Source organism: Actinomadura sp. 9N407, assembly GCF_044326315.1.
GTDB lineage: Bacteria > Actinomycetota > Actinomycetes > Streptosporangiales > Streptosporangiaceae > Spirillospora.
This window is the reverse complement of the sequence record NZ_JBIRAW010000004.1, coordinates 94,035-113,581: the sequence shown is the minus strand read 5'-3', so window position 1 is coordinate 113,581 and position 19,547 is coordinate 94,035. Positions and strand designations below refer to the sequence as shown.

The 19,547-nt window shown below is 70.6% G+C and carries 18 protein-coding genes; 9 read left to right on the top strand and 9 right to left on the bottom strand.

Annotated elements, in window-relative coordinates:
- The first annotated feature begins 231 nt into the window (after positions 1-231).
- Together ACH34Q_RS08225 and ACH34Q_RS08220 are read left to right on the top strand one after the other, a co-directional pair.
- Positions 232-1,533: a DUF222 domain-containing protein gene (locus tag ACH34Q_RS08225; protein WP_395982180.1), complete on the top strand. Its 1,302-nt coding sequence runs from the start codon at positions 232-234 to the stop codon at positions 1,531-1,533.
- Between the two features lie 67 nt (positions 1,534-1,600).
- Entirely contained in the window at positions 1,601-1,774 is a 174-nt protein-coding gene (locus ACH34Q_RS08220) for a hypothetical protein (RefSeq protein WP_395982179.1), read from the top strand.
- A gap of 614 nt (positions 1,775-2,388) precedes the next feature.
- Here the strand turns inward: ACH34Q_RS08220 and ACH34Q_RS08215 are convergent.
- The 6 genes from ACH34Q_RS08215 to ACH34Q_RS08190 form a co-directional block, all read right to left on the bottom strand.
- A complete protein-coding gene (locus ACH34Q_RS08215; RefSeq protein ID WP_395982178.1) occupies positions 2,389-2,895 on the bottom strand; it encodes a hypothetical protein in 507 nt (168 codons plus the stop codon).
- 11 nt (positions 2,896-2,906) lie between these two features.
- Complete coding sequence (locus ACH34Q_RS08210) at positions 2,907-3,095, bottom strand: hypothetical protein (RefSeq protein WP_395982177.1); 189 nt, start codon at positions 3,093-3,095, stop codon at positions 2,907-2,909.
- A 902-nt stretch (positions 3,096-3,997) separates the two neighbouring features.
- Positions 3,998-5,182, bottom strand: coding sequence for an ABC transporter permease (locus ACH34Q_RS08205; protein ID WP_395982176.1), 1,185 nt, complete (start codon positions 5,180-5,182; stop codon positions 3,998-4,000).
- Positions 5,179-5,856 (bottom strand): ABC transporter ATP-binding protein, encoded by a 678-nt coding sequence (locus tag ACH34Q_RS08200; protein WP_395982175.1) that lies wholly within the window; start codon positions 5,854-5,856, stop codon positions 5,179-5,181. The genes ACH34Q_RS08205 and ACH34Q_RS08200 overlap by 4 nt, the downstream gene beginning before the upstream one ends.
- 116 nt (positions 5,857-5,972) lie before the next feature.
- On the bottom strand, positions 5,973-7,013 hold the full coding sequence (locus tag ACH34Q_RS08195; RefSeq protein ID WP_395982174.1) for a peptidoglycan-binding protein: 1,041 nt from the start codon (positions 7,011-7,013) through the stop codon (positions 5,973-5,975).
- On the bottom strand, positions 7,010-7,555 hold the full coding sequence (locus ACH34Q_RS08190) for a hypothetical protein (RefSeq protein WP_395982173.1): 546 nt from the start codon (positions 7,553-7,555) through the stop codon (positions 7,010-7,012). Before ACH34Q_RS08190 ends, ACH34Q_RS08195 begins: the two co-directional genes overlap by 4 nt.
- A 284-nt stretch (positions 7,556-7,839) precedes the next feature.
- Between ACH34Q_RS08190 and ACH34Q_RS08185 the strand changes: the two genes are divergently transcribed.
- Together ACH34Q_RS08185 and ACH34Q_RS08180 are read left to right on the top strand one after the other, a co-directional pair.
- On the top strand, positions 7,840-8,496 hold the full coding sequence (locus ACH34Q_RS08185; protein ID WP_395982172.1) for a response regulator transcription factor: 657 nt from the start codon (positions 7,840-7,842) through the stop codon (positions 8,494-8,496).
- Positions 8,493-9,794, top strand: a complete 1,302-nt coding sequence (locus ACH34Q_RS08180) for a sensor histidine kinase (protein WP_395982171.1) — start codon at positions 8,493-8,495, stop codon at positions 9,792-9,794. The genes ACH34Q_RS08185 and ACH34Q_RS08180 overlap by 4 nt, the downstream gene beginning before the upstream one ends.
- Before the next feature lie 75 nt (positions 9,795-9,869).
- On the opposite strand, the gene ACH34Q_RS08175 is transcribed toward ACH34Q_RS08180, so the two are convergent.
- Positions 9,870-10,649 (bottom strand): class I SAM-dependent methyltransferase, encoded by a 780-nt coding sequence (locus ACH34Q_RS08175; RefSeq protein WP_395982170.1) that lies wholly within the window; start codon positions 10,647-10,649, stop codon positions 9,870-9,872.
- Between the two features lie 88 nt (positions 10,650-10,737).
- Here ACH34Q_RS08175 and ACH34Q_RS08170 point away from each other — a divergent pair, with 88 nt between their 5' ends.
- On the top strand, positions 10,738-11,448 hold the full coding sequence (locus tag ACH34Q_RS08170) for a MarR family winged helix-turn-helix transcriptional regulator (RefSeq protein WP_395982169.1): 711 nt from the start codon (positions 10,738-10,740) through the stop codon (positions 11,446-11,448).
- Positions 11,448-12,275: an EamA family transporter gene (locus tag ACH34Q_RS08165; protein WP_395982168.1), complete on the top strand. Its 828-nt coding sequence runs from the start codon at positions 11,448-11,450 to the stop codon at positions 12,273-12,275. The genes ACH34Q_RS08170 and ACH34Q_RS08165 overlap by 1 nt, the downstream gene beginning before the upstream one ends.
- A 64-nt stretch (positions 12,276-12,339) precedes the next feature.
- Here ACH34Q_RS08165 and ACH34Q_RS08160 read toward each other — a convergent pair whose 3' ends face one another.
- A complete protein-coding gene (locus ACH34Q_RS08160; protein ID WP_395982167.1) occupies positions 12,340-12,942 on the bottom strand; it encodes a DUF1906 domain-containing protein in 603 nt (200 codons plus the stop codon).
- A gap of 145 nt (positions 12,943-13,087) precedes the next feature.
- On the opposite strand from ACH34Q_RS08160, the gene ACH34Q_RS08155 reads away from it, so the two are divergent.
- Entirely contained in the window at positions 13,088-14,014 is a 927-nt protein-coding gene (locus ACH34Q_RS08155) for an LLM class F420-dependent oxidoreductase (RefSeq protein WP_395982166.1), read from the top strand.
- A gap of 85 nt (positions 14,015-14,099) precedes the next feature.
- Here the strand turns inward: ACH34Q_RS08155 and ACH34Q_RS08150 are convergent, their stop codons facing one another.
- Entirely contained in the window at positions 14,100-14,966 is an 867-nt protein-coding gene (locus ACH34Q_RS08150; protein ID WP_395982165.1) for a TIGR02452 family protein, read from the bottom strand.
- 113 nt (positions 14,967-15,079) lie between these two features.
- Here ACH34Q_RS08150 and ACH34Q_RS08145 point away from each other — a divergent pair, with 113 nt between their 5' ends.
- Entirely contained in the window at positions 15,080-16,591 is a 1,512-nt protein-coding gene (locus ACH34Q_RS08145) for a 3' terminal RNA ribose 2'-O-methyltransferase Hen1 (protein WP_395982164.1), read from the top strand.
- Between the two features lie 221 nt (positions 16,592-16,812).
- A complete protein-coding gene (locus ACH34Q_RS08140) occupies positions 16,813-19,377 on the top strand; it encodes a polynucleotide kinase-phosphatase (protein ID WP_395982163.1) in 2,565 nt (854 codons plus the stop codon).
- Positions 19,378-19,547: the final 170 nt, after the last annotated feature.

Below are 19,547 nucleotides of genomic sequence, written 5' to 3'. Positions count from 1 at the left end.
TGGGGACCCTTGTGGCACAAGCAGGGACCAATGGCAGGCATGTGGCCCCAGGTCCGTGGAGCTCGCGGTGTGTCGCGGGCTGAACCGGCTGACGCAGGCGGGCGCTCGGTGATCAGCGCGTACTGACGGGAGTCAACGGGATTCCCACAGCCATGAGGGGCTCATGGCCATGGCCATCTTCAGTGAGGAAACTGGTTGTGATCACACGGATGCAGGCTGTAGCATTAGCTCATGTGTTCGAGCGTGGTCGATGTGGAGTCGCTGTCCACCGGTGAGCTGGTGGACGCGGCGGCGTCGATCGCGGCCGAACTGGCCCGCCGTGACACCCCCGATTCGGCCGCCGCCTGCATGGAGCAGGCCGAGACCCTGGCACGTGCCGCCGACGTGCAGGAAAGCACTCTGGCCCGCCTGATCGCGGTGGTGGACACCGCCGGTGAGATGCGCCGGTGGGGCTATCCATCGGCGCAGGCGTGGCTCCGTTCCGGGCTGGGGATGCGTGATGCCCGCGCCAAGGAACGCGTCCTGCTGGCCCGGCACCTGCCCCGGCTTTCCGAAGTCGCTGAGCGGCTCGCCGGCGGTTCGCTGTCGCTGGGGCATGCGGTCGCGATCGTTCAATCGGTGGCGCGGCTGGACGATGACGACTGCGGCAAGGCCGAGACGCTGCTGCTGGAGATGGCCGATGACGGGTTCTCCGCCGGGAAGGTCGCGGCGTTCGGGTCCCGGATCCGGGACGTCATCGCCGAACGCGACGGCACCGAGCAGGCTCCCGACGACGCCGCACGCGGCTACCAACGCTCCTGGCTCACCTCGACGCGGTCCCTGGACGGCGGACGGTACATCAAAGGCTGGCTGAACGCCGAAGACGCCGCCGTCCTCGACGGCACTTTAGGGCCGCTGGCCAAACCTGCCGGTCCCGAAGACCTACGCGACCTGGCCGAACGCACCGCCGCCGCCCTCACCACCGTCCTATCCGGCGGACACCACACCACCAAGGTCACCCTCATCTGCGAACTGGACACCCTCACCGGCGGTGATACCCCCGCACGACTGCCCGACGGCACCCCCATCCCCGCCGAACAGGCACGCCGGATCGCGCTGTCGGCCGGAGTGTCACCGCTGCTGCTGGGATCTGGTGGTCTCCCGCTGTACCTGGGGCGGCGGGCCCGGTTCGCCAGCCCTGCCCAGCGCCGCGTCCTGGAAGCCCTCTACCCCACCTGCGCCGTCCAAGGCTGCCAAGTCCCCGGCACCCTGGCCGAAGTCGACCACGTCGACGGCTGGGCCCTGAACAGTGGCGCCACCGACATCGACCGCCTCACCCTGTGCTGCGGCTGGCACAACCGCTGGCGCCACACCAACCCCCACCAAATCAGCATCGAGACAGATAAGAACGGACGATTCGTCTACCAACTCCTGCCACCGTCCGGACACGACCACAAACCCCGAACGCCCTACCCTTGGTCATCGGGGGAGGGGCGCCCTACAAAGACGATCTTCCACCGTAACCGCGCCGGTCCCCATAGCACAGCGGCGTGACCGTTGATGCGCGTGAAAGCGCGCAACCGGACAAAATGAGTCCGGCGACAAACGAGTCCGGCAGAGCGTGACGGCCTCGCAGCGCCTGCTGGGTGAGGGATGGTGCGGTTTCCTGCTCGGCGGTGAGCTCGCCGAGGAGACCGAGCCCGGTGAGGACACCGAGCCCCTTGCCGTGTTCGTTGAGGAGGTCGGTGCCGAAGGCATGGGGAGCGGTCCTCACGCGGTCGAAGATCGATCGTGACGAGCAGTGATTCGACGAGCAGTGATTCGACGAGCAGTGATTCACGACCTGGCAGCGGCGTTCGTTCAGCCGACGCGGCCGACCTTCCAAAGCCGGTGCGAGGTCTGGCGCGCTTTCGTGAGTGCGCTGAGCAGGACCCTTGTCCGACGACGAAATCCAGGGGGGCGACGACCTCGCCGACGAGACCCGGCATCTCGCCAGACCCGGCATCTCGCTGAGCATCGCGCCCTCGAGACTCGCCGGCTCTGGGGGAGTGCAAAGTCCTTACACCGCAGTGTGCATGTAGTGAATGGCAAGTCACTGCGGCCGGTGGGTCCCGTGTGGATCGCTTAGGCGCCGTCGACTTCGGTCGTGGTGCAGAGTTCTTGGTACGCGTCCAGAGTTCTTGGTACGCGCCGTGGAGATCCACTGCTTCGGGCACGTGGCGGGACTTCACAGCGGTGATGACCTCCGCCGCACGCCATTCGACGGGACGAGGCGTCCGCTCGTCACGGCTTCCGGTGCGGTGTGCGCGGCCTCGTCCGGCTGGTCGGCGGCGGCGAGCAGGGCCAGGGCCAGGGCCAGGCGCGCGGACGCGGTGCGGCGTGGGGCGGGCGGCCCATCCTGTTCTGACTTCAGGCGGGCGAGGATACCGCGCGCGTACGGCTCGGCGGCCGGGTCGCCCGCCCATGCGAGCGTAGTGGCGGTGTAGGCGTCGCTCTTGGCGGGGTCGTATCGGTAGTAGTGCTCCGGCCGGTCGGGCTGGGGGAGCGGGCGACGAGGCGTTCCACCTGGGCAAGTGAGGCGCGCGTTTCGCTACCGTCGCCAAGTCGGGCCCACGCGCGGCCCTCCTGCGCGGTCGCCTGGATGAGCGCCGAACCAATGCAGGGAGCGATGCGCTGGGCGGCCTGCGTGAGCTCGATAGCCCGCCGATAGCGGCCGACGGTGTCCGCCTGCCAGGCCCCGTTTTCCAGGCACCACGCCAGGATCTTAGGGTGGGCGGCATGTCTGGCCAGCGAGGCGGCGGTACGGAGGCGGGCCGCTGCCGCGGAACGCTGATGAAGGTCGATGCCGCAGGTGGCGGCGAGCAGGGACAGCCATCCTCCGACCGTGATCAGGCGAAGCCGTTCGGCCAGAGTCATCCGGGCGTCCATCAGTTTCCGACGTAGGCGATGTGTCGCCGTACGCGGCCGAGCAGCTCCCGGAGCGGGGTGCCGGGGTAGGCGGAGGCCAGATCGTCCACGGTCAGCTCGAGCGAGGCGAGCGTCTCCTCACCCACATCGCTGGCCGCCACGCGGCGTGCCAGGTCGAGGGCCTCGAGTTCCTCATCGGCCGAAAGCACTGAGGTGTCGAAAAGCTCTGCCTCGCTCTTGCCGGTGACCTTGGCGTACAGAGTCCGGTAGACGGGGTCGGGGACGTGGTCGCCCCGCTCCCACTATTGATCATGTCGGCGAGTGTGCCGACGCTGGGCAGGGTGCGGGCCTCTGGGGGCAGGGTGCGGGCCTCCGCGCCGGTGGCCGCCCGGAGGAGGATCGCCCACTTCTCGGGCGAGCGGCGCGGAGGGTCTTTGCGCTTCTTGCGCAGGCGACCGCCGATGGCCTTTCTTGTCAACGGACATGTCGCGACGCGCCTCTAGGCGAGTGTCCAGGGGAGACGGCGCCGTCTCCCCTTTCCGTCATCCCCATTCTTCATTTGTTCAGCGACATCAGCACTGGATGAACTGAAAGTGACCAAGTTGCTGCCGAGGGGAAGGAACGTACAAAGCACAAAACTGTTCTCGTGGGAGTTCGAGGGGCGTCGTATGGGCGGAGTGGCGGATAACCCCTCGATGGCTGCTGGGCATGTCTTTTCGCGCTGAGTGATGCTCCGGATGGAACGGACGGAACGGACGGAACGGACGGCACGGTCCGGCGGGTGGCGCTGTCCATTTCGGGACACGTGGAGTAGCTGGACCCGGCGGTAGGTCGCCCGGTACGGAGGGCCGCCGACGGTGAGCTGGTGTGGTGGGCCCGAACGATCGCGGGGCATGAAATCGAGATCCGTGAGCTCGCGGCCGGGATCTACAACGCGGCCAGCACGCGGCCAGCACGCGGCTGGCCGTTGTCGTACGGCTCAGCGGTGGATGGTGGATCGGTATGCGCATCGGGAGCCGGGGGCGTCACTTCCATCTTTCTAAGGGTGGGGTCGAGAGGGCGGCTCGCATTCCTCTAGCGGAATGAGTGGGCAGTCGGCTCGCTCGTAGCGCTACGGGCCGCTTAAGGCTTCGGTGGGGGAGAGGCGGGCGGCTCTTATGGCGGGGTAGAGGCCGGCTATCGCGCCTATGGCGAGGGTGGCCAGGATTCCGCCGGCCATTGCCCAGGGTGGTACGACGGTCGGCCAGCCTTGGGTTAAGGCGTAGATGGCTGTGACAGTTATGCCGAGGCCGACGCCGCCTATCCCGCCTAGGGCGGCCAGGAGTTGGGATTCGGTGAGGAACTGGAGCCGGATCTGTCCTCTGGTGGCGCCCAGGGAACGGCGGAGGCCGATCTCGGCTCGGCGTTCGAGGACGGAGATGACCATGGTGTTGGCGACGCCGACGCCGCCGACGAGAAGGGCGACTCCGCCCAGGCCCAGCAAGAGGCCGGTGAAGGCCTGGTCGGTGGCGTTCTGGGCGGCGAGGGCGTCGGAGGGACGGCTGACTTCTATCTCGGTGGGGGATTCGGGGCTGGCGGTGGCGGCGAGGAGGTCGCGGACCTTTTCGACCGACGCCTTTTCGGCGCGGGTGTAGATGGTGGTGGGGTGGCCGTCGAAGCCGAGGCGGGACGTGGCGGCGTCCCAGCCGATGAGTGCGGCGGCGTCCAGTTCGGGAGCCAGGTCGCTGGGGGCCAGGACGCCGACGACGGTGAACCACTGGCCGCCGAGCCAGACCTGGACGTTGACGCCGGCGATGCCGAGGCGGTCGGCGGCGGTCGCGCCCAGGACGACGGCCGGGTAGCGGCTCGTTCCGGGGTTGAGCCAGGTGCCGACGGCGACCTGGATGCCGACTGTACGGGGCAGGTCGAGGCGGGTGGCCTGGACGCTGATGCCGCCGCTCTCACCGGACGGGATGTGGTCGTTGCGGTAGACCTTGGCGTCGAGTGTTCCGGTGGCGGAGGCCGATTCGACCTCGGGGATGCGGCCGATCATGCCGACGGATTCGGCGGGGAGCGAGGCCTCCTCGCCGAGGAAGTCGCGGCCGGGGGCCACGGTCAGCAGGTTGGTGCCGAGCCGGTCGAGGGTGGCTTGGAGTTGGGCGCGGCTGGACGTGGAGATGCCGACGACGCCGATCATGGCGGCGATGCCGATCGCGATGCCGAGGGCGGACAGGAAGACGCGCAGGGGGCGGGCACGCAGGCCGGCGGCGCCGACGCGCAGGACGTCGGCGGGGCCGAGGCGGGCGGACTCGTTCATCGGGCGGCTCCCACGGCGATCCGGCCGTCGCGCATCCCGACTTGGCGGGGCAAGGTGGCGGCGATGTCGCGGTCGTGGGTGATGACGATGACCGTGGTGCCGTGCCCGGACAGCTCGCGCAGCAGGTCCAGGACGCCGGCGCCGGACACCGAGTCCAGGGCACCGGTCGGCTCGTCGGCGAGCAGGATCGCCGGGTCGCCGGCGACGGCGCGGGCGATCGCGACGCGCTGCTTCTCGCCGCCGGACAGCTGGTGCGGGCGATGGTCGAGGCGATGCCCCAGGCCGACGCGCTCCAGGGTCTCTCGCGCGGTACGGCGGCGCGCGGTCAGCGGCATGCCCTGGTAGAGCAGACCGTCGGCGACGTTGTCCAAGGCGGTGACTCCGTGGGCGAGATGGAACTGCTGGAAGACGAAGCCGATGCGGGTCGCGCGGAGCGCGGACAGGCGCCGGTCGCTCAGCCGGGACACGTCCTGGCCCTCGATCAGTACGGTGCCGGACGTGGGCCGGTCGAGCGTGCCGATCATGTGCAGCATCGTCGACTTGCCCGAGCCGGACGGGCCCACGATCGCGATCAGCTCGCCGGCCTCGACGGTGAGCGCGACGGCGTCCAGGGCGGTGACGCCGGGATAGGTCTTGGTGACCTCGCGAAGTTCCACGACCGGGGTCGTTTCCACGACCGGGGTCGTTGCAGAGAGCGCGGCCGTTGCAGAAGCCGGGGCCGTTGCAGAGTGCGGGTTCGTTGTAGGGAGTGCGGCCGTTGCAGAGTGCGGGGCCGTTTCAGGGAGCGGGGTCATGCCGGGATGCCCACCTTCATGCCCTCGGCCAGGCCGGTTCCAGTGATCTCCACCCGGCCGTCGCTGAACGCCCCGGTCTCGACCGGGACGGTACGGGTGGACGCGCCCTCGACCAGCTGCACGGCGTAGCCGCCGCCGGGCCGGGCGAGCAGGGCCCCGATCGGTACGGCCAGGACGTCGGCGTGCCGGCCGGCGGTGAGGTGGACCTCCACGGGGGCCTTGTCGTACGGGCCGAGCGCGCTCTGGCGGCCGACCGCGATGCCGACCGAGATCGAGGTCGGCTCCTCGCCCTTGCCCTCCTTGGCGACCTTGCCCACGCTGGTGATCGTTCCCTTGGTGGTGCCGCCCTCGGGCAGTTCGATCGATACCTCGGCGCCCTTCTTGACCAGCCGCTGGTACTGGACGTCCAGATCGACGCTGATCCTCCGGGTCGTCCCGGTGTAGGTGAGCAGCGGGCCGCTCGCCCGGTCGCCGATGGTCGCCTTTCGTTCGGCGACGCGGATCTCGCCGGGCGCGATGAGGACCGAGCCCTTGGTGATGGCTCCGGTCTCCTTGAGGCCGAGGTCGTCCTGCCAGCGCTTCACGGCGGCGGCGGTGAACGAGTCGTACGTCTTGTCGACCGTGAAACCGGTGTAACCCAGGGCCCGCAGGTTCTGCTCGAACTGCTTGACGTCGGGCCCTTCCGTACCGCTGGAAAGGGTCCGGTAGAGCGGCAGCGACCCGTACAACAAAGGCACCGGGAGGTTGTCGACCTTGTACGCCCACCGCCCTCGGGGGACCTCGGTGCCTTCCTTGGCGAGCCAGGTCACGGTGCCGCCCCCGCCGGTCGCGGTACGGGTCGTTCCGTAGCCGAGCGTGCCGTCCACCTTCTGCGTCTCGACCAGCGTCGTCTTCTCGATCGGCGCCGAGGCGGGCGGGAGCGCGCCGCGCGTGGCGGCCGGGGTGGAACCGCCGCCGAGGCCGGCGGTGGCCAGGCCCGCGCCGGCGGCCACCACCACCCCGGCGGCACTCAGGACGGCGGCACGCGTTCTCCTCACTTCTCGCCCTCGCCGGACGTGCTGTTCCCGCGGGTCGAGCCGGGGCCTTCGTTCTTGTCCTCGAGCCGGGGACCCGTCGGCCCGTCCTTCTGGCAGATCTTCTCGGCCTTCTTGAACGTGCTGCTCTGCGGGTCGATGCCGCTCCCACTACTCGTGCGGCCCTTGATGTGGATGCCGCCGTCGGGTCCGGGGTCAGGAAAATTCGGCACGCCGTTCTCGCGCATGCACTTGGACATGGCACGCATCTTGGCCGCCAGCTTGGGGTCGGCCTTCGGTGGCTTGCCCCCGTTCGGCATGAGATGGCGGCACTTGCCTTCGGCCGCCTTCGCCTTGTCCTCGCCGGACTTGCCGCCGGTCACCCTGATCTCGACGCGGCCGTCTCCCGAAGGATCCGGCATGTCCACGCCGTTGGCGCGCATGCACTTGGCGTACTCGCGCATCTTGGCGTTGTCATCGGCCGCCTTCTTGGGAGCCTCGCCCCCGCACCCGCCGAGGGCGAGCGCGGGAAGCAGGAGCAGTGTGATGAGCGCTTGTCGTCGCATGGGCCGCTTCCCTGGTCGTGCCGCCGAGCGGTCCCGGCGGCTGCCGTGCAGTCCAGGTAGTCCAGCGATCCGGCGATAACTCCGGCGTAACCGCTTCGCGTTATGCCCGCGTTACGCCGCTTGCTCCAAGCTGAGCGCCGGGACGGGCTGAACGAGGTGGGACGGGCTGACAGGTGGGACGGGCTGACAGGCGGGACGGGTTAACAGGTGGGCCCGGCTAACAGGCGGACGGGCCGGCAGGCGGGCCCGGCTGAACCGGTGGGACGGGCTGAACGGGGTGGGACATGCGGATACTGGTCGCCGAGGACGAGCGGATGCTCGCCGACACGATCGCCGAGGGGTTGCGGGCCGACGCGCTGGCGGTGGACGTGGTCTACGACGGCGACGCCGCGCTGGAACGGCTCGGCGTCAACGACTACGACGTGCTGGTTCTGGACCGCGATCTGCCGGTCGTGCACGGCGACGACGTCTGCCGCGCCGTGGTGGAGTCCGGGGCGCCCGTCCGGGTGCTGATGCTCACGGCCGCCGGCACCGTACCGGCCCGGGTCGACGGGCTCCGGCTCGGCGCCGACGACTACCTGACCAAGCCGTTCGCGTTCGAGGAACTCGTGGCCCGGATCCACGCGCTGGGCCGCCGCGCACGCCCGGCCGATCCGCCGCTGCTGGAACGGTCGGGCATCCGGCTCGATCCGGCCCGCCGCGAGGTGTACCGGGACGACCGGTACGTACGTCTCGCGCGCAAGGAGTTCGGCCTGCTGGCAGAACTCCTGCGCGCCGGCGGCACCGTCGTGCCGGCGGAACGGCTGCTGGAGAAGGTGTGGGACGAGCACACCGACCCGTTCACCAACACCGTCCGGGTCACGCTGATGAAGCTGCGCCGCAAGCTCGGCGACCCGCCCGTGATCGAGACCGTTCCTGGAGTGGGGTACCGGATTCCATGACCGTCGCCGAGAGGTTCAGCCCCACGATCCGGGTACGGCTCACGCTGCTGTACGGGGGCCTGTTCGTCGCCGCGGGCATCGTCCTGCTGGCGCTGACGTACTTCCTGGTCAAGGCCAACCTCGAGCGTCAGTCGGAACCGGTGGGGCAGTCCTTCAGCAGCGCCGTGCGCCAGCCCCCGCACACCCTGCCCTCAGGGAAGCCGCCGCTCTCAGGGAAGACGCCGCTCTCAGGAAAGACGCCGCTCTCAGGAAAGACGCCGCTCTCAGGAAAGACGCAGCCTTCAGGGAAACCCCCGCCCGACCTCAACGTCGCCGCGGGGGAGGTCCGGACCGTGCTGGTCGAGGGCCGAAGGGTCTACCAGCAGGAGACGATGCGCTCGCTGCTGACCCAGGGCGGCATCGCGCTGGGCGTGGTGAGCGTCGCGGCGTTCGGGCTGGGCTGGCTGCTGGCCAACCGCGCGCTGCGTCCCGTTCATACGATCACCGACACCGCGCGCCGGGTGGCCCACAGCCACGACCTCACCGAACGGATCGCGTACGCGGGACCGCGCGACGACGTCAAGGAGCTGGCCGACACCTTCGACACCATGCTGGAACGGCTGGCCAGGGCGTTCGACAGCCAGCGCCGCTTCGTCGCGAACGCCTCGCACGAGCTGCGCACCCCCCTGGCGATCAACCGGACGCTCGTGGACGTCGCCGTACGCCGCGCGGACGCGACCGAGGACGTCAAGCGGCTGGGCGAGTCGCTGCTGGTCGTCAACGGCCGGCACGAGCGGCTCATCGACGGCCTGCTCACCCTGGCGGGCGGCGAGAACGTGGTCACCGGCGCCGCGCCCCTCGACCTGGCCGACGTCGTACGGCACGTCCTTGACCAAGCCGCGGCGGAGGCGGCCACCCGCGACATCGCCGTTCAGCGCACCACCGGGGCCGCGCCGTCCAGCGGCGACCCGGTCCTGGTCGAACGGCTCGTACAGAACCTGGTGGAGAACGCGATCCGGCACAACCACGACGGCGGCGAGCTGCGGGTGACCACCGCGGCCCACAACGGCTGGGCCGAGTTGGTGGTGAGCAACACCGGACCGGCCGTCCCGCCGTACGAGCTGGAGACGATCTTCGAGCCGTTCCGCCGGCTCCAGCAGGACCGCGTCCGCTCCGACCGCGGCACCGGCCTCGGGCTGTCGATCGTACGAGCCGTCGCCCTCGCCCACCACGGCCACGTGAGCGCCGAACCCCGTCCCACCGGCGGCCTCTCCGTCACCGTCCGGCTCCCCTCTCACGAGGCCCAAGATCGGGGATAGGGCGCCGTACAAGCGCCACCTGCCGGCCGCCGCCGCGTACCGGCTAACCGCGTGTGCTGGCTAACCGAGTGCCGGCTAACCGAGGGTGATGCGTAGCTTCGACTGCTTGTGCTTGTTGCCGTGCTCCCAGTCGTCCATGAATTGCGCTTCCAGACGGTGCTTCCTGGCCAGCGCGATCAGCGTGGTGGTCCGGTAGTAGAAGTCCTCACGCAGCACATGGTGCTCCCCGCCCTCCGTGCGGTTGAACGTGAAGTCGAAGAAACCACCGGGCGCCAGGACACGCCCCACGTTGGCGAGGCACTCGTCGATGACGTGGACCGGGGAGTGCGAGAAGACGCTGTGCGCGTGCACGACGTCGAAGTGGCCCTCGGGCAGGAAGTCCAGGCGCAGGTCCCGTACCGGCGTCAGGTGGGGCAGCTTGTTTTGCAGCTTGTACGCGGCGATTGTGTCCTCGGCGGCGAACAGGATGTCGGGCGAGATGTCGACGCCGTAGTAGTGGCCCGGCTCCAGATGCTCGATGAAGAGGCGGCCCGCGCGCAGGTTGCCGCAGCCGATCTCCAGCATCCGGTCGGACGGCTTGAGCCCGTGCTCGACCAGGTAGGCGAACTGCAGCCGCCCGATCGCCGCCCAGCGGTCCTGATCGGCGGTCCCGACCGCGCCGTACGGGCTCCGGGACGTGTCGGAACGCATGACCGACCGGTAGTAGGCCACATGGTCGCGGGCCCGCGCGCGCAGCCAGGTGTCGCGCGCGAGCCTGCGCGCGTACGGGACGATCCGGGCGGGATGCCGCGCCGCGTACCGCACCTGGTAGGCCAGCCGGGCGCGGTCTCTGCTCATCCGGTTCTTGAGCTCCATCGTCCCAGTGAAGTTTCGCAGGGGGCCGCTCGCAAGGCCCCGGCCTTTTTGGGCGTTTCGGCGCCTTCTCCACGGTTATGCATGACTCATGCATGGCAGTCGTCCGGCCGACCTTGATACAGGCAACGCTGGTACGGCCGACCTTGGTACGGCCGAGCTTGGCACGGCCGACCCTGGTACGGGCAGCCTTCGTACGGCCAACCTCCTCGGCGCGGCGGCCCTGGTGATCACGGATCTGATCCTCGCCGCAGACCGGGCCGGCGGCATCAGTCCCAGCGGGGCGGCGGCATTGATCACGCTGTCCGGTAGGCACGGGCTCGCCGTGACGGATCTGGGCCGCCGCGTCGGCCTGACCCAGTCCGCGGCGGTCCGCATGGTGGACGGCCTCTCCGCCGCAGGCCTGGTGGAACGTACCCGTGGCCCCGGCCGCTCGGTCGACGTACGCCTCACCGGCGAAGGCGAGGCGACCGCACGCGCCCTGCTCGCCGCTCGAGACGCACCCGTGTCCGCCGCGCTCGCCGCCCTGCCCGCAGAAGACCAGGAAACGCTGGCGGACCTGCTGTCCCGGCTGCTCTCCCGCCTGTACGACGACGTCGGGGACGCCGACCTCATGTGCCGGATGTGCGACCGTGCGGCCTGCACGGCCGGCGCCATCTGCCCCGTGGGCGCCGCCGCCCGAGCCAGGGCGGCGACCGCCGGTGAGGCACAGAGTGAGGTACAGAGGGGGGCACAGGGAGAGGCGCAGGGAGAGGCGCAGGGAGAGGCGCAGGGAGAGGCGCAGAGTGAGGATCCCGGCTGATGGGGCCGCTGCTCGCGCTGGCTTCGGCGGTCTTCTACGGCATCGCGGACGTCGCCGGTGGGCTGCTGTCCCGCCGGGCCAACGCGGTAGTCGTGGCGATGGCCGGACAGCTCGGCGGGCTCGTGTTCACGCTGGTGGCCGCGCCTTTCGTCAGCACCGGGACGCCGGACGCTGCGGACCTCGCCTGGGGTGCGCTGTCGGGCGTGGGAACCGGGGTCGGAATGGTCTTCCTCTACCGCGGCATGGCGCGCGGGGCCATGAGCTTGGTGGTACCGGTCAGCGCCTTGAACGGGCTGGCACTGCCCGTGCTGGCCGGGGTGGTGCTCCTGGGCGACAGGCCGTCGGTACTCGCCTGGCTGGGCGTGGCCACGGTGCTGCCGGCGCTCTGGCTGGTCTCGCGGGACTCCTCGCCTGACGGGACCGTCACCCGGGCGGCCACCGCGGACGCGCTCATGGCGGGTGCGGGGATCGGCCTGCAGTACTTCGCGCTCGCCCAGGCGGAGGCGGGCGCCGGGCTCTGGCCCGTCGTCGCCGGACGGTGCGCGGCGGCGCTGGTCATCCTGCCCATGATGCGGGACGGGTGGCGCATGCCGATCAGATTGGTGCCATGGGCGGCCCTGACCGGCGGCCTGGCCGCGCTGGCGCTCGTCTGTTTCATGGTGGCGGCGCGGACGGAGCTCGTCTCCGTGGTCGTGGTGCTGTCATCGCTGTATCCGGCGATCCCCGTCCTGCTGGGGGTCGTCCTGCTGCGGGAACGGCTGTCCCTGGCCCAGTCCGCCGGACTCGCCGGAGTCGGGACGGCGGTCGTCCTCCTCACCATGGGCTGATTTGCAGTCCCGGCCCAGTTTGCAGTCTCGGCCCAGTTTGCAGTCCTGGCCAACGGTGACCGCCCTAGGCGTCGAGGCGCCATTGGCCGTAGTCGTCCTGGGTGGCGCGGTTGTGGTCGACACTGACGCCGTCGAGCTCGTGGCCGTTGGAGTACTGCTGGATGTGGGCGCGCTCGTCCCACTTGCCACCCGACCAGGCGTAGGTCTGCCAGGCCCACTCGGCCTTCTCGGCGTCCAGGGCGCGGTTGACGGGGCCGTACCCGGCGTACACGCCCACGCGGTCGCGGCCGATCACGCTCGCGGCGCCGTCCAGGTAGGCGTGGATCGCGTCCTGGTGCTCGCGCTGCGCGTCGAAGTCGACCGCGAAGTAGACCGGCCGGTCGTCGGGCATACCGATCTCGTTGGCCTGGCGCTCGGCGTGCCGGGCGTCGTCGATGCCCGCGCCCTCGCCCGCCAGGGCGCGGCGGGCGGTGGTCTCCCACACGACGACGAGGGACAGGCCGGCCTCGGAGAGCCGCTCGGCCTCGTCGCGGGTGAGGTTCTTGCCGGTGGTGTCGTGGGACAGGTAGCGGCACACGAACTCCACGTCCGCGCGCTTGAGGGCGGCGGGGTCAGGACGGCCCCATGAGTAGTCGACACCGAAAATCGTCGTTGCCTGATTCAACATCGCCTCATTCACCATGGTCCGATTCAACCCCGCGATGGTCTCGTCACGGTATGTACCTGACCGGCAGCTTGCCGTTACGGTCCGCGGGGACGCAGGCGCCATGCCCACGTGTTTCCGGCCGGGATTTCTGTACGAGGATGGACGTATGCGTCTACGGATCTTCACCGAGCCCCAGCAGGGGGCCAGCTACGAGACATTGCTGTCGGTCGCCAAGGCCACCGAGGACCTGGGCTTCGATGCCTTCTACCGCTCCGACCATTACCTGAAGATGGGCGACGTGTCCGGGGAGCCGGGGCCGACCGACGCCTGGGTGACGCTGGGCGCGCTGGCGCGCGAGACCAGCCGGATCCGGCTCGGCACGCTGATGACCGCGGCCACGTTCCGGCTGCCCGGGCCGCTGGCGATCGCGGTCGCGCAGGTCGACCAGATGAGCGGCGGCCGGGTCGACTTCGGGATCGGTACGGGGTGGTTCGATGCCGAGCACACCATGTACGGGATCCCGTTCCCCAGCCTGAACGAGCGGTTCGAGCGGCTGGAGGAGCAGCTGGAGATCATCACCGGGCTGTGGCGGACCCCGGCTGGGGAGACCTTCGACTACGACGGCCGGCACTACACGCTGGCCGACTCGCCCGCGCTGCCCAAGCCGGTACGGCCCGAGGGGCCGCCGGTGCTGATCGGCGGGTTCGGCGCCAAGCGCACTCCGCGCCTGGCCGCCGCCCACGCCGACGAGTACAACGTGCCGTTCCACCAAGTGGACGACACGGGCGCCGCGTACGACCGGGTCCGCGCGGCCTGCCGTGACGCGGGGCGTACCAAACCGATGGTGTACTCGGCGGCGCAGGTCGTCTGCTGCGGCAAGGACGAGGCCGAGCTCGCCCGGCGGGCCGGAGCGATCGGCCGCGAGGTGTCCGAGCTGCGCGGGAACGGGCTCGCGGGGACGCCCGCCGAGCTGCAGGACAAGATCGGCAGGTTCGCGGAGCTGGGCACCGAGACCCTCTACCTGCAGGTCCTGGACCTGCACGACCTCGACCACCTGGAGCTGCTGGCCTCCGAGGTCATGGCGAAGCTCTGAAAGGTTCTGATCTGAAAGGCTCTGAACCGGACGCGGGCCGTCCCCGGAGGGACGGTCCGCGCCGGCCGGGGAGCCATTGCGGGGGTCAGCCGGTGAGGCCGGCGAAGACCTCCTCGAACGCGACCTGCCGGGGCGCGCCGTTGGCGGTATCCCACACCGCGAAGACGACGTGCTCGAACCGTCCGGCGAAGTCGCCCGAGCCCGGCGTGAGCGGCTCGGCGAACGCGGTGGCGACCTCGTACGGGTCGTTCCGGAAGACCCCGCAGCCCCAGGCTCCGAGCACCAGCCGCCGGTGCCCGTGCGCGAGCGCCGCCGCGAGGACCTTGCGGGCCCGCTGCCGCAGCGCGGCGGGGAGCAGTTCGAGCTTGTCCGGGTCCTTGATGGCGCCCCGGTTCGGTGCCGCCGAGGTGAGGAAGGCGACCTCGAACGGCTCCTCCAGCAGCAGCCCGGCGTCATCGCGGATCACCGGGACGGCCGGCGAGTAGATCATGTGGTCGCTGTAGAGCAGGTCGCGCTGCTCGCGGTGGAAGTCGTAGAACTCGCGTGCCGAAAGCAGCGAGGAGTAGAGCCCTGACGAGCGGGCCAGTCCCTCTTCCTGCGCGTGCGCGCCGTTGAGGAACCCGCCGCCGGGGTTCTTCGCGGAGGCGAAGTTGAGCGCGAGCGGGATCTCGCCGTCGCCGTAGAGGCGGTGCGCGGCGGCCAGCGTCGTCTCGCCGGTGACCTCGATGCGGGTCTCGCCCGCCTGGCCGTCCGGCAGGGCCGTGAACTCGGACGGGCTGTGCAGGTCGGACGGCGCGTGCAGCTCGGACGGGGTGTGCAGGACGGTGCCGCGCACGGAACGCTCGAGCGCCCCGGCGATGTCGACGGTACGGCCCGAGGGGGCGGTGTAGGCGCCGCGATCGAGGATGGCCACGGTCTCCTGTGCGGTCGAGCGCCGCGGATGTCTGCTCATTTGACGGGCATTGTTCCGGTCGCCCGGGAGCGGTGCCAACTCCTTTTCGGGGCTAAACCCTTATCGGGCAGAATTCTCTTTGGATACGGCGCGAAGTCGGCCACACTGTGCACGTGCTTTTGACCATCACCACGACGGCGACCCCCGCGGCCGATCTCGGCTACCTGCTCCACAAGCACCCCGACCGGGTGCAGACGTTCGGGCAGTCCTTCGGTACCGCGCACGTCTTCTACCCGGAAGCGGGCGAGGAGCGCTGCACCGCGGCGCTGCTGCTCGACGTCGACCCGGTCGCGCTCGTGCGTACCCGGGCCAAGAACACCCCCGACTTTTCCCTCGGCCAGTACGTCAACGACCGGCCCTACGCGGCGTCGTCCCTGCTCGCGTCCGCGATGGCGAACACGTTCCGTACGGCCATGCGCGGCCGCTGCGACCTGCGCCCCGAGCTGGCCGCGTCGGCGCTGCCGCTGGAGATCGTGCTGCCCGCGCTGCCCTGCAGGGGCGGCCGGAACCAGGCGGAGCGGTTCTTCGAGCCGCTCGGCTGGCGGGTCGAGGCGACCCGGGTGCCGCTGGATCCCGGCTTTCCCGAGTGGGGCGACTCGCGGTACGTGACGCTGCGCCTGACCGGCGAGATGCGCCTGGCCGACGCGCTCAACCAGCTGTACGTGCTGCTGCCCGTCCTGGACGACGCCAAGCACTACTGGCTCGCGCCCGACGAGGTCGACAAGCTGATCCGGGCCGGCGAGGGCTGGCTGGCCGGGCATCCCGACCGGGCCGCGATCATCCGCCGCTACCTGGCCGACCGGCGCAAGCTGGTCCGCGCCGCGCTCGGCCGGCTCGCCGACAGCGACGGCTCGCCCGAGGACGAGCTGGACCGCGATCCGCTGGACGAGGAGCCGCCCGCGATCGACCTGACCGCCGCCGAGCCCGGCGCGCCCGATCCCGATCCCGAGCACGAGGCCGCGCCGCCGCCCGTACCGCTGGCCGAACGCCGGATCCAGGCCGTACTGGAGACCCTGTACGCCGAGGGCGCCGGCCGGGTCATCGACCTCGGCTGCGGCACGGGCAAGCTGGTCGCGCGGCTCAAGCAGGACAACCGCTTCACCAAGATCACCGGAGTGGACGTCTCGTACCGTGCCGTCCAGATCGCGCACCGCCGCGGCCTTCCCGACGACCACGGTGCCGGCCAACACGGTGCCGGCCAACACGGTGCCGGCCAACACGGGCCGGATCAGGTGCCCCGGGTCGAGATCCTGCAGAGCGCGCTCACGTACACCGACGAGCGCTTCCGCGGGTACGACGCGGCGGTGCTGATGGAGGTGATCGAGCACGTCGACGCGCCCCGGCTCGGTGCCGTCGAACGTGTCGTGTTCGGCGACGCCCGGCCCCGGGTCGTGCTCGTCACCACCCCGAACGTCGAGTACAACGTCCGCTACGAGGGACTGGCCCCTGGAGCGATGCGCCACCCCGACCACCGCTTCGAGTGGACCCGCGCCGAGTTCGCGGCCTGGGCCGAACGGGTCGCCGCCGCGTACGGCTACCGGCTCCGGTACGTACCCGTAGGCGACGACGACCCCGAGGTCGGCGCCCCCACCCAGATGGGTGTTTTCACGAAGGAGGCGGCATGACCGAGCGAAGCGAGGGCGTGAGCGCGGCTTTTCCCGGGGGGAGTGGGGGGTCGTCCCCCCACAAGGGCTCGATGACCGAGGGAAGCGAGGGCGTGAGCGCGGCTTTTCCCGGGGGGAGTGGGGGGTCGTCCCCCCACAAGGGCTCGATGACCGAGGGAAGCGAGGGCATGAACGAGGCTCTTGCCGGAGGGCGTGAGGGGCCGTCCACCCGCAGAGGCACGATGACGAACATCAGGGTGCCCGAGATGGGCCTCGTCGTCCTCGTGGGGGTGTCGGGGTCGGGCAAGTCGCACTTTGCCCGCAAGCACTTCAAACCGACCCAGGTGGTGTCGTCCGACTTCTGCCGCGGGGTGGTGTCCGACGACGAGAACGACCAGGCGGCGACCGGCGACGCGTTCGACCTGCTGCACTACATCGTGCGCAAGCGGCTGCGGCGCGGCCTGCTGACCGTCGTCGACGCCACCAATGTGCAGCCGAAGGCGCGCGAGGCGCTGGTGGCCGTCGCCAAGGAGCACGACGTGCTCTCGGTCGCGATCGTGCTGGACGTTCCCGAACGGATCGCCGCCGAGCGCAACGCGACCCGTCCCGACCGCCGGCTGCTGCCCGACCACGTCATCCCGAGGCAGCGCCGCGAGCTGCGCCGGGGCATGCGGGGGCTGCAGAGCCGCGAGTTCAAGCGCTCGTACGTGCTGGAGGGCGTGGAGGCGATCGACGCCGCGACGATCACGTACGAGAAGGCCTGGAACGACAAGCGCGAGCTGACCGGCCCGTTCGACATCATCGGTGACGTGCACGGCTGCCGCGCCGAGCTGGAGGACCTGCTCGGCGACCTCGGCTACGAGATCGAGCGCGACGCCCTCGGCCGCGCGAACGGAGCCAACCACCCCGGCGGCCGTACGGCGGTGTTCGTCGGCGACCTGGTCGACCGCGGGCCGGACAGTCCGGGCGTGCTGCGCCTGGTCATGGGCATGGTCGCGGCCGGGCAGGCGCTGTGCGTGTCGGGCAACCACGAGGCCAAGCTCGTCCGCGCGCTGCGCGGCCGCAAGGTGAAGGTCGCGCACGGGCTGGCCGAGTCGCTGGAGCAGCTGGCCGCCGAGCCGGACGACTTCCGGGACGGGGCGCTGCGGTTCATGGACGGCCTGATCAGCCACTACGTGTTGGACGACGGCCGTCTCGTGGTCGCGCACGCCGGGCTGAAGGAGGACTTCCACGGTCGCGCGTCGGGCCGCGTCCGCTCGTTCTGCCTCTACGGCGACACGACGGGCGAGACCGACGAGTACGGGCTGCCGGTGCGCTACCCCTGGGCGCGCGACTACCGGGGCAGGGCGATGGTCGTGTACGGGCACACGCCCGTGCCCGTCCCCGAGTGGATCAACAACACGATCTGCCTGGACACCGGTGTCGTGTTCGGCGGCAAGCTGACCGCGCTGCGCTACCCCGAGCGCGAGCTGGTCGCGATGCCCGCGCGCCAGGTCTGGTACGAGCCGACCCGCCCGCTCACGACCGGGGCCGAGGCCCCGGCGTCGGGCGGCCACCGGGAGAGCGACGTCCTGAAGATCGAGGACGTGCTCGCCACGGAAGGCGTGGAGACGCGGCTGATGGGCCGGGTGTCGGTACGGCATGAGAACGCCGTCGCCGCACTGGAGGTGATGAGCCGGTTCGCGGTCGACCCGCGCTGGCTGCTCTACCTGCCGCCGACGATGGCGCCCGCAGATACGTCCAAGCTGGACGGCTATCTGGAACACCCGGCCGAGGCGTTCGGCTCGTACCGCGATCTGGGGCTCGACCGTGTGATCTGCGAAGAGAAGCACATGGGCTCGCGTGCCGTGCTGGTGGTCTGCCGCGACGCCGAGGTGGCCGTCTCGCGGTTCGGCGTGGACGACGGCACGACGGGCGCGATCTTCACCCGTACCGGACGCGCCTTCTTCCGCGACCCCGCCCGTACGGTCGAGGTGCTCGAACGCGTCCGGACCGCGATCGGGGCCGCCGGGCTCTGGGACGAGCTGGAGACCGGCTGGCTGATGCTCGACTGCGAGCTGCTGCCGTGGTCGGCCAAGGCCATGGACCTGATCCGCACGCAGTACGCCTCGACCGGCGCGGCGGCCCGCGCCGCGCTGCCGGTCGCCGCCGCCGCGCTCGCCCAGGCGGCCGGCCGCGGACTGGACATCGCGGGGCTGCGCGACCGCGTCGACCGGCGCGCCGCCAACGCCGAGCTGTTCCGGGACGCGTACGCGAACTACTGCTGGCCGGTCGACGGACTGGACGGGATCAGGCTCGCGCCGTTCCAGATCCTGGCGGGTGAGGCGTCGGCGTGGGCCACCCTTCGCGGCCACGACTGGCACATGGAGGTGCTCGGTCGGCTCGTCGCCTCCGACACGTCGGGACTGCTCCAGCGGACGGAGTCGCACATCGTCGAGCTCGGCTCTCCCGAGTCGGTCGGGGCGGCCGTCCAGTGGTGGGAGAAGCACACCGCGAACGGCGGCGAGGGAATGGTGGTCAAGCCACTGGGGCCTTTCCCCGAGGACAGGAAAGTACAGCCGAGCATCAAGAGCCGGGGGAGGGAGTATCTCCGGATCATCTACGGCCCGGACTACACCGAGCCCGAGCACCTGGACCGGCTGCGGCGGCGCTCCCTCGGACGCAAGCGCTCGCTGGCGATGCGCGAGCACGCGCTGGGCGAGGAGGCCCTGACCCGGCTCACGGGCGGCGAACCGCTGTGGCGCGTGCACCAGGCGGTGTTCGCCGTCCTCGCGCTGGAGTCCGAGCCGGTGGACCCGCGCCTCTGACGCCCGTGCCTTTGACGAGACCCGTGCCTTGAAGAGAGAGGCAGGGAAAGCGGAAAGCCCGCGGGATCCTCCTCGAATGAAGGTGGATCCCGCGGGCCTTCGCCGAAGTCCGCTCCTCGCGTCCCCGGAGCCTGACCAGGTGACCTGACCAGACGGCCTGACCGGATGGC

Excerpts from the sequence above, each read along its gene's own strand:
- ACH34Q_RS08225 (WP_395982180.1), top strand. The coding sequence starts at position 232 with ATGTGTTCGAGCGTGGTCGATGTGGAGTCGCTGTCCACCGGTGAGCTG.
- ACH34Q_RS08215 (WP_395982178.1), bottom strand. The coding sequence starts at position 2,895 with ATGACTCTGGCCGAACGGCTTCGCCTGATCACGGTCGGAGGATGGCTG.
- ACH34Q_RS08205 (WP_395982176.1), bottom strand. The coding sequence starts at position 5,182 with ATGAACGAGTCCGCCCGCCTCGGCCCCGCCGACGTCCTGCGCGTCGGC.
- ACH34Q_RS08190 (WP_395982173.1), bottom strand. The coding sequence starts at position 7,555 with ATGCGACGACAAGCGCTCATCACACTGCTCCTGCTTCCCGCGCTCGCC.
- ACH34Q_RS08185 (WP_395982172.1), top strand. The coding sequence starts at position 7,840 with ATGCGGATACTGGTCGCCGAGGACGAGCGGATGCTCGCCGACACGATC.
- ACH34Q_RS08180 (WP_395982171.1), top strand. The coding sequence starts at position 8,493 with ATGACCGTCGCCGAGAGGTTCAGCCCCACGATCCGGGTACGGCTCACG.
- ACH34Q_RS08175 (WP_395982170.1), bottom strand. The coding sequence starts at position 10,649 with ATGGAGCTCAAGAACCGGATGAGCAGAGACCGCGCCCGGCTGGCCTAC.
- ACH34Q_RS08170 (WP_395982169.1), top strand. The coding sequence starts at position 10,738 with ATGCATGGCAGTCGTCCGGCCGACCTTGATACAGGCAACGCTGGTACG.
- ACH34Q_RS08165 (WP_395982168.1), top strand. The coding sequence starts at position 11,448 with ATGGGGCCGCTGCTCGCGCTGGCTTCGGCGGTCTTCTACGGCATCGCG.
- ACH34Q_RS08160 (WP_395982167.1), bottom strand. The coding sequence starts at position 12,942 with ATGTTGAATCAGGCAACGACGATTTTCGGTGTCGACTACTCATGGGGC.
- ACH34Q_RS08155 (WP_395982166.1), top strand. The coding sequence starts at position 13,088 with ATGCGTCTACGGATCTTCACCGAGCCCCAGCAGGGGGCCAGCTACGAG.
- ACH34Q_RS08150 (WP_395982165.1), bottom strand. The coding sequence starts at position 14,966 with ATGAGCAGACATCCGCGGCGCTCGACCGCACAGGAGACCGTGGCCATC.
- ACH34Q_RS08140 (WP_395982163.1), top strand. The coding sequence starts at position 16,813 with ATGACGAACATCAGGGTGCCCGAGATGGGCCTCGTCGTCCTCGTGGGG.